Below are 16645 nucleotides of genomic sequence, written 5' to 3'. Positions count from 1 at the left end.
GCAGGATGATCAGTGCGCGACGGCACCGCCCGCACCGCGCGGGACACGGATCGATTCGACCAGTTCCTGCACATGGGCGGGGGGACGCTTGCTGACGGCCGAGACGCCGAAGGCGACCGCAAAGTTGATCACCGCGCCCACGGTGCCGAAGGAGGCCGGCGAGATGCCGAACAGCCAGGCGTCGGGCGTATCGGGGAACATGTTGGTGCCCGCGATGAAGAACCAGCCCTTGTAGGCGAAGATGTAGAGGATCGTGGACAGCATGCCCGCGATCATGCCGGCGATCGCTCCTTCCTTGCCGACACGCTTGGAGAAGATCCCCATCATCAGCACCGGGAAGATCGAGCTGGCGGCAAGGCCGAAGGCCAGTGCCACGGTCTGGGCCGCAAAGCCCGGCGGGTTCAGGCCCAGCAGGGTCGCGACCAGGATCGACAGCGCCATCGAGACGCGCGCGGCCATCAGTTCGCCCTTTTCGCTGATGTTCGGGCGCAGCGTGCCCTTGATCAGGTCGTGGGACACGGCGCCCGAGATCGCCAGCAGCAGACCCGCCGCGGTCGACAGGGCGGCGGCCAGGCCGCCGGCGGCGACGATGGCGATGACCCAGCCCGGCAGGTTGGCGATTTCGGGGTTGGCCAGCACCATGATGTCGTTGTTCACGGTGGTCAGCTCGTTCCCGACCCAGTTCTGCTCGGCCGCGGGGGCGCCCGGCAGGGCGGCATGGGTCTCGGCCAGGCGGGCGTCATAGGCGGCCTGGGCCGCGTCGATCGCCGCCTGGTCGCCGCTGGTGCGGGCCGCGGCCAGCGCGGTCGCCTGTGCGGCGGCACCGTCGTTGTAGTACTGGATCAGGCCGTCGCCGTTCTTGTCCTCCCAGTTCAGCAGGCCGGTGGTCTGCCAGTTGCGCATCCAGGCCAGGTCCTCGCTGGTCTCGATGTCGGCCAGCGACACGGCCGGCTGGCTGAAGGTCTCGCCCTGCGCGGCGCCCGGCCACATGGTCGCGGTCAGGTTGAAGCGCGCCATCGAACCCACCGCCGGAGCGACGGTATAGAGCAGCGCGATGAAGACCAGCGCCCAGCCTGCCGACTTGCGGGCATCGGAGACCTTGGGCACGGTGAAGAAGCGGATGATCACGTGCGGCAGACCCGCGGTGCCGATCATCAGCGCCATCGTGAACAGGACCATGTCCAAGGTCGAGTTGTGGTGTTCGGTATAGGCGCGGAAGCCCAGGTCGGTCACTAGACCGTCCAGCTGCGCCAGGAACGCCACGCCCGATCCCTCATGCGTGCCGAACAGGCCCAAGGGCGGCAGGAAATTGCCCGTCAGCTGCAGCGAGATGAACACCGCCGGGATCGTGTAGGCGATGATCAGGACGACATACTGCGCGACCTGCGTGTAGGTGATGCCCTTCATGCCGCCAAGAACGGCATAGCAGAACACCAGCGCCGCGCCGATCCACAGGCCGGTCGCGTTCGACACCTCGAGATAGCGCGAGAAGGTGACGCCCACGCCGGTCATCTGGCCGATCACGTAGGTGATCGAGACGATCAGCAGGCAGATCACGCCGATGATCCGCGCGGTGCGCGAATAGAAGCGGTCGCCGATGAATTCCGGCACGGTGAACTTGCCGAACTTGCGCAGATAGGGCGCCAGCAGCAGGGCCAGCAGCACGTAGCCGCCCGTCCAGCCCATCAGGTAGGTCGAGTTGTCATAGCCCGTGAAGGCGATCAGACCCGCCATCGAGATGAAGGACGCGGCCGACATCCAGTCGGCGGCCGTCGCCATGCCGTTCATGACCGGTCCGACGCCGCGGTTGGCGGCATAGAACTCGGCCGTGGATTTCGCCCGGCAATAGATGGCGATGCCGATATACAGCGCGAACGAGGCGCAGATGACCAGCAGGTTCAGGGTGAATTGGCTCATGGCTGGGTCCTCACTCGTCCACGCCGTGTTCGGCGTCCAGGCGGTTCATGCGCCAGGTGTAGAAGAAGATCAGCGCGATGAAGCACAGGATCGACCCCTGCTGCGCGAACCAGAATCCCAGATCCGTTCCGCCCACCGAGATGCCCGACAGCAGCGGCCGCAGGATGATGCCGAAGCCGTAGGACACCAGCGCCCAGATCGCGAGGCAAATGTAGATGATGCGTAGATTGGCCTGCCAATAGGCATTCGAGGATTGTCTGTCACTCATGTCCCTAGGTCCCTCCCTGTTCAGACATGTCTGTCACTCCGCCCTAGTGTTCTTCCAAGCCCGTCCCCGGCGATGGGCGCAGGCAGGTTTGCGGGGACGCCAAGGCCCCCGGCCGGTCGTCAGCCGCGGTTCATGCGGTTGGCGATCAGATCGTCCACGACCTCGGGTTCGGCCAGGGTCGAGGTGTCGCCCAGGGTGCCGTGGTCGTTTTCCGCGATCTTGCGCAGAATGCGGCGCATGATCTTGCCGGACCGTGTCTTGGGCAGGCCCGGCGCCCACTGGATCAGGTCCGGCTTGGCGATCGGGCCGATCTCGGTGCGGACCCATTTCTCCAGGTCGGCGCGCAGCTCCTCCGAGGGGTCCACGCCGTTCATCAACGTGACATAGGCATAGATGCCCTGCCCCTTCATCGGGTGCGGATAGCCCACGACCGCGGCCTCGGCGACCTTTTCATGGGCGACCAGGGCGGATTCGACCTCGGCCGTGCCCATGCGGTGGCCGCTGACGTTGATGACGTCATCGACGCGGCCGGTGATCCAGTAATATCCGTCCTCGTCCCGCCTGCAGCCATCGCCGGTGAAGTAATAGCCGGGATACTGCTGGAAATACGCCTCCTCGAAGCGGGCGTGATCGCCCCACAGGGTCCGCATCTGGCCGGGCCAGCTGTCGCCGATGCACAGCACGCCCTCGGCCGGGTCGCCATGCTGCACCTCGGCCGAGGCCGCGTCCAGGATCACCGGGACCACGCCAAAGAACGGCACCGTGGCCGATCCGGGCTTTGTCTCGATCGCACCGGGCAGCGGCGTGATCAAGTGGCCGCCGGTCTCGGTCTGCCACCAGGTGTCGACGATGGGGCAGCGGCCCTTGCCGACATGTTCGTTGTACCAGTTCCAGGCCTCGGGGTTGATCGGCTCTCCGACGGTGCCCAGGATGCGCAGCGACGACAGATCATGCGCCTCGACCGGCTCGGGCCCCTTGGCCATCAGCGCGCGGATGGCGGTCGGTGCGGTATAGAACTGGGTGACCTTGTGCTTGGCGCAGACCTGCCAGAAGCGTCCGGCATCGGGCCAGGTCGGGACGCCCTCGAACATCACGGTCGTGGCGCCGTTGGCCAGCGGGCCATAGACGATATAGCTGTGGCCGGTGACCCAACCCACATCCGCCGTGCACCAGAAGACGTCGCCGTCCTTGTAGTCGAACGTGTACTGATGCGTCATCGCGGCATAGACCAGATAGCCGCCGGTCGTATGCACGACTCCCTTCGGCTTGCCGGTCGATCCCGACGTGTACAGGATGAACAGCGGATCCTCGGCGCCCATGGGGCGGGGCGGACAGTCGGGGGCGACCTGCTCCATCTGCGCCTTGACGTCGATATCGCGTCCCTCGACCCAAGTGGTCTGGTCGCCGGTATGCTTGACCACAAGGCAGCGCACCTTGTCCGAACAATGCAGCAATGCCGCGTCGGCGTTCGATTTCAGGTTCGTGCGCCGGCCGCCACGCGGCGCGGTGTCGGCGGTGACCAGAACCTTGGCGCCGCTGTCGTTGATCCGGTTGGCCAGCGCATCGGGCGAAAAGCCCGCGAAGACGATCGAATGGATCGCCCCGATGCGCGCGCAGGCCAGCATCGCATAGGCGGCCTCGGGGATCATCGGCAGATAGATCACCACGCGGTCGCCGCGCATCACGCCCTGGCTCAGCAGGACGTTCGCGAACCGGTTCACCTTTTCGGACAGCTGAGCATAGGTGATGTGCTGGGCGGGCGTCTGCGGATCGTCGGGTTCGAAGATGATCGCGGTCTGGTTGGCACGGGTCGGCAGGTGGCGATCGATGCAGTTGACCGAGGCGTTCAGGACCCCGTCCTCGAACCACTTGATGCTGACCTGCCCCAGGGTGAAGTCGGTGTTCTTGACCTTGGTATAGGGCGTCATCCAGTCCAGCCGCTTCCCCTCGCGGGACCAGAAGCCCTGCGGGTCGCGGATCGATTCGTCATACAGCCGCGCATAGTCCTCGGGGCCGGCATGAGCGTCCTCCAGGCCGGCCGGAATGGCGTGTTTGCGAATGTTTTCAGCGGTCATGACTTTCCCCCTCGTCGTCGCCATGCTGCAGCCCGGCCGCGACGACCCGTATAGGGTGTGGGCGCAACGCTGCGTCGCCACCATGTTAATCACAGATGGGGGAACAAGTTAACTTGTTTTTTATAAACGGAAATTTTGTAAATGAATTCACTTGAGGATCACCGATCCTGTCAATGCTTCACAAACGGGCAGAGTCCTCGGCAACCGTGACGCTGCCGTGCAGTCCCGCCCGCAGCATCGGCCGTGCATGGACCGCCACGACCCGGGTTCCGCGGCGCGCCAGCCGGTCGGACAGGTCGCGGATCATCTGGGCGCCGCTTCGGTCGATCAGCGTGACCTGTGACATGTCCAGAAGCAGCAGGCGGGGATGCGCGTCGATCCGGGCCAGCGCCCCCTCGATCCGCGCGACCGAGCCGAAGAAGACCGGCCCGGACAGATGGATCACCATCCGGTCCGCCGGTCCATCGGGGTCGGTTGCCAGGGCATGAGCGGTCCCCTCGCGCGACATCCGCGCGATGAACAGCATCCCGGTCAGCGCCATGCCGATCAGGATGCCGGTCGTCAGATCGTGCAGGATCACGCCCAGGAAGGTCGCGACCATCACCCCCGCCTCGGCCCGGTCGATGCGGGTCAGGCTGATCATCGCGTGCCATTCGATCATCTTCCAAGCGACGACCATCAGAAGCCCCGCCAAGCCGGCCAGGGGAATGGCCCCGACCAGCGGCGCGGCGACGATCAGGAAGCCCAGCAGCAGCGCGGCGTGGATCATCCCCGATGCGGGGCCGCGGCTGCCGGCCTTCACGTTGGTCGCCGTCCGGGCGATGGTGCCGGTGACGCAAAAGCCGCCGAACAGACCCGCCCCGATATTGGCAAGCCCCTGCCCGATCAACTCGTCATCGGGACGCATGCGGGTGCCGGCCATCTGGTCGGCGACCATCGCCGACAGAAGCGACTCGATCGCCCCCAGCAAGGTGAAGCCCACCGCGAAGGGCAGCGCCGCCTGAACGGACGCCCAGTCCAGCGCGGGCAGCATCGGCATCGGCAGACCGGCCGGCAGCGCGCCGAAGCGATCAAAGACCGATGGCGCGTCCAGCACCTGTGCGGCAAGGGTGGCGGCGACGATCCCCAGCAGCAGCGCCGGCAGGCGGGGCGCCAGGCGCTGTGCGAACACGATCACCGCGACCGCGGTCAGCGCGACGCCGATGACCTGCGGATCAGCCGTGGCACGGGCCTGCCATAGGGCGGACAGCTTGGGCATCAACGCGGCAGGTTCGGGCGCGGACAGCGTCAGGCCTAACAGGTCGCGCAGCTGGCTTGCGGCGATGATCACCGCAATCCCGGCAGTGAACCCCAGGATTACCGGATAGGGCACCAGTCGGATGGTCCCGCCAAGACGCAGCAGGCCCAGCACCGCCAGCATGGCACCGGACAGCATCGTGGCCAGGATCAGGCCGTCGATGCCGATCGCCGCGACGCAGCCCGCGACCAGCACGATGAACGCGCCTGCCGGGCCGCCGATCTGGTGGCGTGACCCGCCCATGGCGCTGACCAGGAACCCGCCCACGATAGCCGTGACCAGCCCGCGGTCGGGACCGACGCCACTGGCGATGGCGATCGCCAGAGACAGCGGCAGCGCCACGATGGCGACCGTAAGTCCTGCCTGCAGGTCCTTGAGATCGAACGAAAGATCCAGAAAGGCGGGGCGATAGCCCATGGACCCTCCGCACATGGCCTTGGGCCGAGGTTGCCCCCGGCCCAAGGCGCCTGTCAACAGCATGATCGTGCTATTGCGGGCGATCCATCCGCGCATAGATGCAGACCCGGCCGCGCAGGGGCTGTGACCAGGTCAGCCGGATCTGGCGTTTTGACGTGCCCGAATCCGGCACGACCGTCGGAGTCGCATCGACACGGGCGCCGCTGGTCGACTGCAGCGCGACCTCGGTCACGACGGACTGGACGGACCGCGCCCAGCCCTGGAATGGCAGGCCGGTCAGGACCGGCGTGGTCCAGGTCGCCGTGGCGGTGTTCTGGGTCAGCTGGATCATCAGCGGGTTCGACACATAGGTGTTGATGCCGTTGAAGGTGTTGGCCTCGAACTGCAGGTTGCGCATGCTGTTGTAGTTCAGGTCGGCGATCGAGGTGTCGACCCGGTCGATCCGCTCCACGTTACCGTAAAGCGCCTTGAAAACGTTCCCCACGACGTTCAGCCCCTGGATGAAATGCCCCGAGCCATAGGGCTTGACGGTGATCCAGGTGAACCACGCAACGGTGTTCGAACACAGGAAGGTGTTGCCCGTCAGGGTCAGGCCGCCAAAGCTGAACTCGGAGCCGGTGAAGTTCGGGATGGCGCTGTGTTCGTTGGTCCATTCGATCGAGGCGTTGTCGATATAGTTTCCCGACACCGTCGTCTGCACGTTGGGCTGGGTCAGCACCAGGCCCGCATAGCGCAGCCCCTGCCCCGACCCGTCGCCCTGGAACCAGTGGTTGCCGCTGATGATGTGGCCGCCGCCGTTCGCCACCATGAAATGCGCGAACCGCACGAAGCGGTTGTTGCGGATCTTGATGTCGTTGGCGTTCACGTTGATCGCGACCGTGGTGCGCTGCTGCGCCGGCAGGTCGAGGTCGTTCGAGATGAACTGGCAGTTGTCGACCAGCAGGTCCTGGCAGCCGCGCCCGATCGAGGTGATCGCCCGGTCCATCGGACGGGTGAAGTAGCAATCGGCGAACTGGATCATCTCTCCCTGCTGGGGCAGCATCACGCCACTGGAGATGCGGTCGCAGCCGAAATCGACCTTGGAGAAGTTCAGGCGGCTCAGTTCGCGCACGCCCGAAAAGTCGAACAGATAGCGATAGCGTTCAAAACTGTACTGCCGCGTTCCCGCGCCGCCATAAAGCGGCTGCGACAGGCTCAGCGTGCCTTGGGCGACGTTCTTGGCGTTCACATAGACCTCGCGGCCGACGCCACTGCCGATGATGCGGCTGCCGACCTCGATGGCCGCGACATTGGCGACGTTGCTCAGCAGATAGGGCTGGGCCGGGTTGTAGGTGCCGGGGCTGGTCGCGCGGCCGGTCTGCCATGCGGGGCCGGGCTTTGCCTGGATCGAGCCGTTCTGGATCACCCGGCGGTTCGCAAACCCCTCCAGCGTGGGGGCCAGTTCGGCCAGCATCAGCGGTTCATCCAGGTCCACGCGGCGCCCGCCAAGGTCCAGAGAGATGTGGTCGGTATAGCCAAGCAGCGCCTGAAGCGCCTTCTTCATGCCAAGCGTCTCGTCGCCGAAGGCATCCGCATAGGTCGGGAAATCAAAGCTGCGCAGCAGCGACACGCGTGTCGAGGGCGGGGTGGTGAGGCGGCCCTTGAAACGGATGCGGCTGTTGATCGACAGGTCGCCCGAAATGAAGAACGTCCCTGCGGGCACCACGATCGATCCGCCCGCCGCCGCCTGGTCCGCCGCCAGGAACGCGGCCCGGTCGTTCGTGACGCCATCGCCGACCGCGCCGAAATCGCGCACGTCCACCCAGTCCAGCAACGACGGCACGAACGCCGCGGTGATATCGTCGATACGGATCGATTCAACCCGGAACGCCCCGCCATTGGCGCCCACCAGGTCCAGACCGAAATGCCCATAGACCGCGCGCGTGCCCCACGGCAGATCGACGCCCGGCCGGTTGCCGACGCCGACGATGGCGCTGACCTCGACCACCTCGCCGTAGTTGCGCAGCGCGACAGTCGTCCCCGCGGTGACCAGGCCCGCGACCGCGTTGCGCGACCCGTCGCCCGCCCAGCCCGCGATGCGAACGCTGGCCAGCGGGCCGGCGACGATCTTGACCCGCGCCGACACGCGCAGATAGACGCCGGGGATCATCGGCGTCTCTCCCATGAAGCGCAGGCTGGTCGTGGTCTGCTGCTTGACGACCTCGAAGCAGGGACCGAAATCCTGGTCGGCGGGAACGATGCCGGCATTGCCCGCATCGGCCCAAGTAGGACTGCCCGATGTGCCGTCGCTGCGCGACCAGACGCCCAGGCCCGCCCTGAAGGCGGGTGGGGTCAGCAAAAGCCCGTTGGTGATCGCTATGTTCATCGGCTATCCCTTCCGTATCGGCATGGCGGGCGGGTCCGGGAAGACCCGCCGTGATGCGGACAGAAATAGTTGATGAAAGGTTAACGGGGCCTGAACGCAGCGTGCGCCGCAACGGCCCCGTCCGCAACGTCAGCCGTGGTTCATGACCAGCTTGCCGTCAAGCGCGTCCCGGATCAGGTCACGGGTCTCATCCACGCCGTAAAGCGCGATGAAGCCGCCGAACCGGGGCCCCTGGTCCGCGCCCAGCAGCACCTGGTACAGGGCCGCGAACCAGTCGCGCAGCGGCTCGAACCCGTGCTCCTTGCCGACGGCGAAGACCATCGACTGCAGCGTCTCGGGGTCGGCGGGCTGGTCCCATGCGGCCAGGCGATCGGCCAGGTCCTGCATCGCGGCACGCTCGACTTCGGTGGGTTCGCGGAACTGGCGCGAGGGGGCCACGAAATCGGTGAAATAGCGCAGTGCGAAGCCCGCAGCCCGATCCAGACCGGGATGCGTCTCGGGGCTGGCCTCGGGGGCATAGCGGCGGATGAACCCCCACAGGCCCTCCTTGTCGGCGGCGCCCGCGACGGATGCCAGGTTCAGCAGCATCTGGAACGGGATCGCCATGTCGGACGCCGGCACGTTGCCGCCGTGGATGTGCCAGACAGGGTTCGCCAGCTGCTGTTCGGGGGTCTGGTCGGGAAAGGCACGCAGCTGCTGGTGGTATTCGTCCACCGCCTTGGGGATCACGTCCAGATGCATCCGCTTGGCCGTCTTGGGCTTGAGATACATGAAATAGGACAGACTTTCCGTGGACGCATAGGTCAGCCAGTCGTCGATCGACAGGCCGTTGCCCTTGGATTTGCTGATCTTCTGGCCGTCCTGGTCCAGGAACAGCTCATAGGTGAAATGCTCGGGCTTTTTGCCGCCCAGGATCTCGCAGATGCGGTCATAGATCGGCGTGTTGGTGCTGTGATCCTTGCCGTACATCTCAAAGTCGACGTCCAGCGCGGCCCAACGTGCACCGAAATCGGGCTTCCACTGCAGCTTCACATTGCCGCCGGTGACCGGCAGGGTGATCTCCTCGCCGTCCTCGTCAAACGTGATGGTCCCGGCCTTGGCGTCGACATGCTTGATCGGCACATACAGCACGCGGCCCGTCTTGGGGCTGATCGGCAGGAAGCAGGAATAGGTCTGCTGACGCTCTTCGCGCAGGGATGCCAGCATCACCGCCATGATGTCGTCATAGCGTTCGGCGGCGCGCAGCAGCACCGCATCGAACTGGCCGGACTTGTAGAACTCGGTCGCGCTGACGAATTCGTAGTCGAAGCCGAACGTGTCCAGAAAGCGGCGCAGCATGGCGTTGTTGTGACCGCCGAAGCTGTCGTATTCGCCGAACGGATCGGGGACCGAGGTCAGGGGAAGCTGCAGGTGTTCCTTCAGCATCTCCTGGTCGGGGACGTTCTCGGGGACCTTGCGCATGCCGTCCAGATCGTCCGAAAAACAGACCAGCCGCGTCGGGATGTCGCTGATCTCCTGAAAGGCGCGGCGGATCATCGTCGTGCGCGCGACCTCTCCGAAGGTGCCGATATGGGGCAGGCCCGAGGGGCCATAGCCCGTCTCGAACAGGACATAGCCCTTTTCGGGGGGCTGCTTCTCGTACCGTTTCAGCACCCGGCGCGCTTCTTCGAACGGCCAGGCCTTCGATTGCATCGCGGCGTCGCGCAGGGTGGTCATGGTCGGATCTCCTGTTGAGGTCCGGAACGCTTATTGAAAGCGCCGCAGATCGTCAATAATTTGCACCCGAACGAAGCGGAGTGTGCCATGACCATCGACCTGCCTTCCCTGTCCCCCTGCGATGCGCTTGTCGCGGTGATGGTGGCGGTGTCCTGCTCGGACAGCACCATCCGCACGTCCGAACTGGTGGCGATCCAGCGGATGGTCGACCATGCGCCGGTCTTTGCGGCCTATGACGACGACCGCATCCGGCCGATCAGCCAGACCGTGATGACGCTGTTCGACGAAGAGGACGGCGTGGACGCGCTGTTCGGCCTGATCCGCGACGCGCTGCCCGAGAAGCTCTATGAGACGGCCTATGCCCTGGCCTGCGATGTGGGCGCGGCCGACGGCCGCCTGTACGAGGGCGAGGTCATGATGCTGGCCGAGATCCGCGACCAGTTGAACATCAGTCGCCTGCACGCCGCCGCGATCGAGCTGTCGGCCCGCGTGCGCCACATGACCGTCTAGGCCAGACGACCCGCGAAACTGTTCAGCAGATCGGCCTGCAGCGCCTTGGCCTGCCGTGTCCAGGTGCTGACCCCTGCGGGCAGCTCCTCTCCGATGGTGGCCCGGCGACGCACGGCATCGGCGCAGAAGATGGTGAACACGCCTTCGGTTCCCGACGTCCCGGTGACATATCCGGCCAGGTTCGACACAAAGTTCAGCGTCCCGGTCTTGGCCGCGACCGGCGCGTTGACCGGGTGGTCGTCGTCGGCCAGCGGATTGCGCCGCATCAGGCGCGACAACAGCAGATCGCGCCCCGGCCCCGCTAGGACGCGCGTCATCGCATAGGGGCTGATCCGGCTGGCATCCGACAGGCCCGAATGATCGGCAAGACGCATCCCCTGCCCCAGCCCGTCCAGCCAGCCGCGCATCGCCTGTCCCGATTGCACCAGATCGGGCGCACCGCTGGCATGCAGTCCAAGCGCCTCAGCCGTCAGGTTCGTGGAATATTCCAGCATGTCGCGGACCAGCGCCTCGACCGGGGGACTGTCATGATACGCGATGTCCTGGCCCGCTGGCAGGCGGTCGATGACGTCTGGCGCGGGCAGGACCAGCCCGCGGGCGCGGCACAACGTCTGGAACACGTCCGCCGCATAAAGTTCGGGCAGGCGTACAGGCAGCCAGCGGCTGCCCGTTCGGCCCATCGCGGCGCGCGACACCGTCCAATATTCGCGTTCCAGATCATGGCGATAGGAGAACAGGTCGGACTGGTCGCCCGGCATCGCGGTGACGGTATAGGCGCGGGGGGAATTGTCGGCCGCCCGCGCCTCGACACTGATCTGATGGTCGACGCCCACGCGGGTCCAGCCCAGATGGACACGGTTGAAGTTCAGCATCAGCCCCGAGATGGCGGGGTTGTAAGGCAGATGATCGTCCTGTTCGGGGGCGATTTCGGCGATGCCGGGCAAGGCGCCGCCCCAGACAGCAAAGCGCGCAGGGCTTGGGGTCTTCAGCCCGACAAGATCGTCGGCCAGACGCGCCAGGTCATCGGTGGTCAGCACAGGGTCGCCGCCGCCCGCCAGGATCAGCGTGTCCCCTGCCCTGATCACCCGCGTGCGGAACCGATGGGCCGGGCCAAGCCGGTCCAGCGCATAAAGCGCAGTGATCGCCTTCATCGTGCTGGCCGGCGCCAGCAGCGCCCCCGCCTGGCGCAGGGCCAGCGGTTCGGTCCCGTCGGTCAGCGCAAAGGCCACCCGCCCGGGCAGACCGGACCGCGTGACAAGATCGCCGGGTTCCGGAAGCGGTCGCGGCCGGGGGCGCAGGTCCAGCCCCTGAGCAGATAGGGCACTGGGGGCCAGGGTCGCGGCCGCCATCATGGTCAGCATCCGGCGTCGGTTCAGCGTCATCGCAGCCCTTTCCGCAGTTCGGTGGAGGACAGGCCTGACATCGGCAGGTTCAAAAGCACCCAGGCCGGCGGCCGTGCCTGCGCCAGCAAAGCGGCCCGCGCTTCCGGCAGGCGCGCGCGGCGCAGGATGGTGGCCGCAACGGCATGACGGGCCGCCAGCCGCGATCCGGGCCGGGCCATCACGGCGATCGGCACCTGGTCGGCGATCGCGCGCCAGCGGTCCCAATGGTGAAACTGCACCATGTTGTCGGACCCCATCAGCCAGACGAACCGCACCCCCGGATAAAGCCGCGCAAGCGCGTGCAGGGTATCCGCCGTCTTGCGCAGGCCAAGCTTGGCCTCGATGTCGGTGACAAGGATTCGGGGATCGCGGGCGTTGGCACGGGCGGCGGCCATGCGCGTCGCCAACGGCGCGGGGCCGTGCGCCTTGAGCGGGTTTCGGGGAGAGACCAGCCACCAGACCCGGTCAAGACCCAGCCTGCGCAGGGCGACCTGGCTGATCAGCAGGTGCCCCTGATGGGCCGGATCGAAGGACCCGCCCAGAATGCCGATGCGCTGGCCTGGCCGCGCGAGGGGAAAGCCCGTTCGCATCCGGCCCGATTAGCGCAAGGCGACGTCCGCGCCAAGCACGCGGACCGCAAAAAGCGGGTGCCAGACCCACGGCCCGGCACCCCTTGGCGTCATTTCACGGTGATGCGGCCATCGACATAGGGGGCATAGCCCTCCTGACGCGCGCCCAGGTAATCCGCCACCACTTCGGCCAGATCGGGTCCGAAATCATAGGCGTTCTGGCCGCCCGTCGCGAAGATCTCGTACCCGTCGCCGCCCCCGCGCATGTAGTTGTTGGTGGCGACGCCATAGGTCGCGGCAGGATCGATGGGCACCCATTCGCCATCCTGTTGCACCATCACCTCGCTGATGCGCGCGCCCGGTTCAGCAGCAGGATCGACGGTGTATTTCAGTCCCGCCACCTGCGCGAAACGGCCTGCGGCCTCCTCGTACTGGCTGGCGCCGTTCTCCAGTGCGGCGACGACATCGGCACCAGTCAGCTGAAAGGTTGCCAAGACGTTCTGGAACGGCAGGACGGTATACACCTCGCCCATCGTCACCTCGCCCTCGTCGATCGACGCGCGCAGTCCGCCACCGTTCTGGATGGCGATGGTGACGCCCTGATCCGCTACGCGGTCCAGCATGGCGTCGGCCACAAGATTGCCCATCTCGCATTCCTGCGCACGACAGACGTCCCGGTCGCCGTTGATCGGCGCCGATGTGCTGGCCACCACCTCCTCGCGCAGCGCGGCAATGGGTTCGGCCATCTCGGCCACGCGGGCGGCGATCGCCTCGTCCTCGGGAACCGAGGCGTCCAGCAGAATGGGCTCGCCCTCGACCGACGTCAGAACGCCCGCATCATCGAAGGTCAGCGTGAGATGGCCCAGATACTTGCCATAGGCATAGACCTGCGCCACAGGCACCTGCGCGCCGTCTGCCCCGTCCACCATGGTGGGATAGGCCGCCGTCGCGCCCTCCATGTCACCCAGCAGGGTGTGAGAGTGGCCACCGATGACCGCATCGATCCCCGGCACCTCGGCTGCCAGTTCCAGATCGCGCAGATAGCCGACATGGGTCAGGGCGATGACCTTGTCGACGCCCTGATCGGCCAGTTCCGCCGCTGCCGCAGCAAGGCTGTCGGCGTCATCCTGAAAGATGACATTGGGCCCGGGCGACGCCGTTTCAGGCGTGTCCATGGCCAGGGCCGAGACGATGCCGATCTTGTGGTCGCCGACCTCCAGAATGGTGTGCTTGGCGACCTTGTCGGCCAGCACGTTCGACTGGGAAACGTCGATGTTGCTGGACAGGACCGGAAAGTCGACGCCGTCGGTCAGTACCGCCAGACCCTCGGGTCCGTCGTCGAACTCATGGTTGCCGACCGCCATCGCGTCATAGCCGATGGCGTTCATGAATTCGACCACCTCGGTGCCCTTGTAGGTCGTGTAGAACAGCGATCCCTGGTACTGATCGCCCGCATCCAGCACTATGACGTTCCCGCCCTCGGCCGTGATCCGGTCGCGCAGTTCCTTGATCTTGGTGGCGATGCGGGCCATCCCGCCAAAGCATTCGCCCGCGGCGGTCTGTTCCGCATCGCATGTGCTGTCGCGGTCGCTGATCGGCTCGATCCGGCTGTGGACGTCATTCGTGTGAAGAATGTGCAGAACGGTTTCGGCTTGCGCGGTTCCTGCGAACAGCGCGATGGCGGATGCGGCGGCAAGAAGGCGTCGTGTCATCCCTGATTCCCTATGTGGCCCTGTTGGTTGGCCCCGGCAGCTTGGCGCAGCCGACGGGGCGGGTCAAACCTTCAGGTCCCTGGGCGGCATGGAGGCCGATGACGTCTTGACCCGCAGCCCCGGGCGGAGGCAAATGCCGCCATGCAGATCTTCAAGGTATTTCGCGCGGCCGAATGGGCCCAGATGCAGCAGGACGGCCGCACCCTCGGGGCGCCCGTCGATCTGGCCGACGGCTATATCCACTTCTCGACGGCCCAGCAGCTGTCGGTGACATTATCCAAGCATTTTGCGAATGAGGACGGGCTGATCCTGCTGTCATGCGATCCGGACGCCTTGGCTCCCGATCTGCGGTGGGAGCCGTCGCGCGGCGGGGCGCTGTTCCCGCATCTGTACCGGGCATTGACGCTGGCGGATGTGCAATGGTCGCGACCCATTGGCCTGACCGACGCGGGTCACGACACGGGGATCGCGCCATGAGCGTGGTCGAAAAGCTGGGACTTGCCGCGCTGCACCGCATTGACGCCGAACGGGCGCACGACCTGTCGATCGCGGCGCTGGCACACGGTGTGGTGCCGCTGCACGGTCGAGCCGTGACATCCGACAGGTTGCAGGTGTCTCTGGCGGGAATGACGTTGCCCAACCCGATTGGCCTTGCTGCGGGATACGACAAGAACGCGCGCGTCATCGCCCCCCTGATGCGGTCCGGCTTCGGCTTTCTGGAGGTCGGGGCCGCCACACCGCGCCCGCAACCGGGCAATCCCAAACCGCGCCTGTTCCGACTGACGGAACAACAAGCCATCATCAACCGGTTCGGCTTCAACAACGAAGGTGCGGACGTGATCGGCCGGCGCCTGGCGGCGCGTCCCGCGGGCGTGCCGGTCGGATTGAACCTAGGCGCCAACAAGGACAGCACGGACCGGGCCGAGGACTTTGCCCAGGTCCTGCGCGTCGCGGGACAATCAGCGGATTTCGTGACCGTAAACGTCTCGTCGCCGAACACGGAACGCCTGCGCGACTTGCAGGGGGCAGAGGCACTGTCTGCCTTGCTGGACCGGGTTCTGACAACGCGGGACGGCCTGGCGAAGCGCGTGCCGGTTTTCGTCAAGATCGCCCCGGATCTGACCGACACTGAAATCGCGCAGGTCGCGTCGGTCGCCATGAATGCCAAGCTGGACGGCATCATCGCCACGAACACGACGCTGTCGCGTGACGGCATCACCGGACCGCATGCCGGACAGGCAGGTGGGCTTTCAGGTCGCCCCTTGTTTGCCCGGTCCACCCGCGTCCTTTCCCTGCTGTATCGGGAAACGAAAGGCGCTTTGCCGCTTGTCGGCGTCGGCGGTATTACCAGCGTGGACGATGTGTGGGAGAAGCTGCGAGCCGGCGCCACGGCGGTGCAGATCTATTCGGCCATGATCTATCAGGGACTGTCGATTGCGCCCCGCCTGGCAGAGGCGCTGGACGACCGGCTGACCCGCCAGCGCATCACCCTCGACGAGTTGAGAGGCAGCGCCAGGGCCGACTGACCCTAGCCGTAGTCGTCGGCGCCCAGCAGCTGGTTCATGCTGTGCGATGGTTCGGGGCAACCTGCGTCGCCAATGACGCGGGCGGGGACGCCCGCGACGGTCTTACAGGACGGAACCTCGTGCAGCACGACCGACCCGGCCGCAATCCGCGAATGGTGCCCGACGCGGATGTTACCCAGAACCTTGGCGCCCGCGCCGATCAGCACGCCGTCGCCGATCTTGGGATGACGGTCGCCATCCTCCTTGCCGGTCCCTCCAAGCGTCACAGAATGCAGCATCGACACGTCGTTGCCGACGGTCGCCGTCTCACCGATGACGATGGAATGGGCGTGATCCATCATGATGCCCGTGCCGATGCGCGCCGCGGGATGGATGTCCACCCCAAAGCATTCCGAGCACCGCATCTGGACGAAGTACGACAGATCCTTGCGATCCTGCTGCCACAGCCAATGCGCCATCCGATAGGCCTGCAGCGCCTGGAACCCCTTGAAGAACAGCAGCGGCTGGATCAGCCGATGCGTCGCCGGATCGCGGTCATAGACCGCCATCAGGTCGGCCCGCGCGGCGTCCCCCAGTTCAGGGGCATTGGCATAGGCATGATCGGCGATCTCGCGCAGGATCTGTTCGCTCATCTCGCCCGATGCCAGCTTCAGCGACAGCCGATAGGCCAGTGCTGCCTCAAGGCTCTTGTGATGCAAAAGCCCCGCATGGATCAGCGCACCCAACAGCGGCTCGGCGGCGGCTGCCGCCCGCCCCTCGTCCCGCAGCTGCGCCCAGATCGCATCACGGTCCAGGGACAGCGGTGTCTTTTCGGTATGCAGCATGTTCATCTTAGGCCCGCCCGGTCTGTCTAACCTCCTACATAGGACAGAATGCGGTCCGGGAAAAGAC

Annotated in this window: 13 protein-coding genes; 3 read left to right on the top strand and 10 right to left on the bottom strand. The window is 66.0% G+C overall.

The features are described from left to right. Positions 1 to 9: 9 nt before the first annotated feature. The 6 genes from PRL19_RS12155 to PRL19_RS12130 all read right to left on the bottom strand — a co-directional run bounded on the left by PRL19_RS12155 (position 10) and on the right by PRL19_RS12130 (position 10055). On the bottom strand, positions 10 to 1917 hold the full coding sequence (locus PRL19_RS12155; protein ID WP_127898355.1) for a sodium:solute symporter family protein: 1908 nt from the start codon (positions 1915 to 1917) through the stop codon (positions 10 to 12). A gap of 10 nt (positions 1918 to 1927) precedes the next feature. Beyond that, positions 1928 to 2185 carry a DUF4212 domain-containing protein gene (locus PRL19_RS12150; protein WP_042244402.1) on the bottom strand — a complete coding sequence of 86 codons (258 nt, stop codon included), beginning with the start codon at positions 2183 to 2185 and terminating at the stop codon, positions 1928 to 1930. 119 nt (positions 2186 to 2304) lie between these two features. After that, positions 2305 to 4260, bottom strand: coding sequence for an acetate--CoA ligase (acs, locus tag PRL19_RS12145; protein ID WP_273743126.1), 1956 nt, complete (start codon positions 4258 to 4260; stop codon positions 2305 to 2307). 178 nt (positions 4261 to 4438) lie between these two features. Next, positions 4439 to 5974 carry a SulP family inorganic anion transporter gene (locus PRL19_RS12140; protein ID WP_273743125.1) on the bottom strand — a complete coding sequence of 512 codons (1536 nt, stop codon included), beginning with the start codon at positions 5972 to 5974 and terminating at the stop codon, positions 4439 to 4441. A 70-nt stretch (positions 5975 to 6044) separates the two neighbouring features. Next, positions 6045 to 8339 carry a glycosyl hydrolase family 28-related protein gene (locus PRL19_RS12135; RefSeq protein WP_273743124.1) on the bottom strand — a complete coding sequence of 765 codons (2295 nt, stop codon included), beginning with the start codon at positions 8337 to 8339 and terminating at the stop codon, positions 6045 to 6047. Positions 8340 to 8468: 129 nt separating this feature from the next. Continuing rightward, a complete protein-coding gene (locus PRL19_RS12130) occupies positions 8469 to 10055 on the bottom strand; it encodes a lysine--tRNA ligase (RefSeq protein ID WP_273743123.1) in 1587 nt (528 codons plus the stop codon). An 87-nt stretch (positions 10056 to 10142) separates the two neighbouring features. Here PRL19_RS12130 and PRL19_RS12125 point away from each other — a divergent pair, with 87 nt between their 5' ends. Then, entirely contained in the window at positions 10143 to 10565 is a 423-nt protein-coding gene (locus PRL19_RS12125; RefSeq protein WP_045999336.1) for a tellurite resistance TerB family protein, read from the top strand. Here PRL19_RS12125 and PRL19_RS12120 read toward each other — a convergent pair. The 3 genes from PRL19_RS12120 to PRL19_RS12110 form a co-directional block, all read right to left on the bottom strand. After that, positions 10562 to 11947, bottom strand: a complete 1386-nt coding sequence (locus tag PRL19_RS12120) for a D-alanyl-D-alanine carboxypeptidase (RefSeq protein WP_273743122.1) — start codon at positions 11945 to 11947, stop codon at positions 10562 to 10564. The genes PRL19_RS12125 and PRL19_RS12120 overlap by 4 nt on opposite strands. Beyond that, a complete protein-coding gene (locus tag PRL19_RS12115; RefSeq protein ID WP_273743121.1) occupies positions 11944 to 12537 on the bottom strand; it encodes a nicotinate-nucleotide adenylyltransferase in 594 nt (197 codons plus the stop codon). Before PRL19_RS12115 ends, PRL19_RS12120 begins: the two co-directional genes overlap by 4 nt. Positions 12538 to 12626: 89 nt before the next feature. Next, on the bottom strand, positions 12627 to 14228 hold the full coding sequence (locus PRL19_RS12110) for a bifunctional metallophosphatase/5'-nucleotidase (protein ID WP_273743120.1): 1602 nt from the start codon (positions 14226 to 14228) through the stop codon (positions 12627 to 12629). 141 nt (positions 14229 to 14369) lie between these two features. Here PRL19_RS12110 and PRL19_RS12105 point away from each other — a divergent pair, with 141 nt between their 5' ends. Together PRL19_RS12105 and PRL19_RS12100 are read left to right on the top strand one after the other, a co-directional pair. Then, on the top strand, positions 14370 to 14705 hold the full coding sequence (locus PRL19_RS12105; RefSeq protein ID WP_139597533.1) for a DUF952 domain-containing protein: 336 nt from the start codon (positions 14370 to 14372) through the stop codon (positions 14703 to 14705). Continuing rightward, complete coding sequence (locus tag PRL19_RS12100; RefSeq protein ID WP_273743119.1) at positions 14702 to 15754, top strand: quinone-dependent dihydroorotate dehydrogenase; 1053 nt, start codon at positions 14702 to 14704, stop codon at positions 15752 to 15754. The genes PRL19_RS12105 and PRL19_RS12100 overlap by 4 nt, the downstream gene beginning before the upstream one ends. 2 nt (positions 15755 to 15756) lie before the next feature. On the opposite strand, the gene cysE is transcribed toward PRL19_RS12100, so the two are convergent. Continuing rightward, the gene (gene cysE / locus PRL19_RS12095) at positions 15757 to 16584 is read right to left on the bottom strand and encodes a serine O-acetyltransferase (RefSeq protein WP_045999342.1); all 828 of its coding nucleotides are present in this window, start codon (positions 16582 to 16584) and stop codon (positions 15757 to 15759) included. Positions 16585 to 16645 lie beyond the last annotated feature (61 nt).

The organism is Paracoccus marcusii, assembly GCF_028621715.1.
GTDB classification, from domain to species: Bacteria; Pseudomonadota; Alphaproteobacteria; order Rhodobacterales; family Rhodobacteraceae; genus Paracoccus; species Paracoccus marcusii.
The sequence above is the reverse complement of the archived record's forward strand: the minus strand, read 5'-3'. Positions and strand labels throughout refer to the sequence as shown.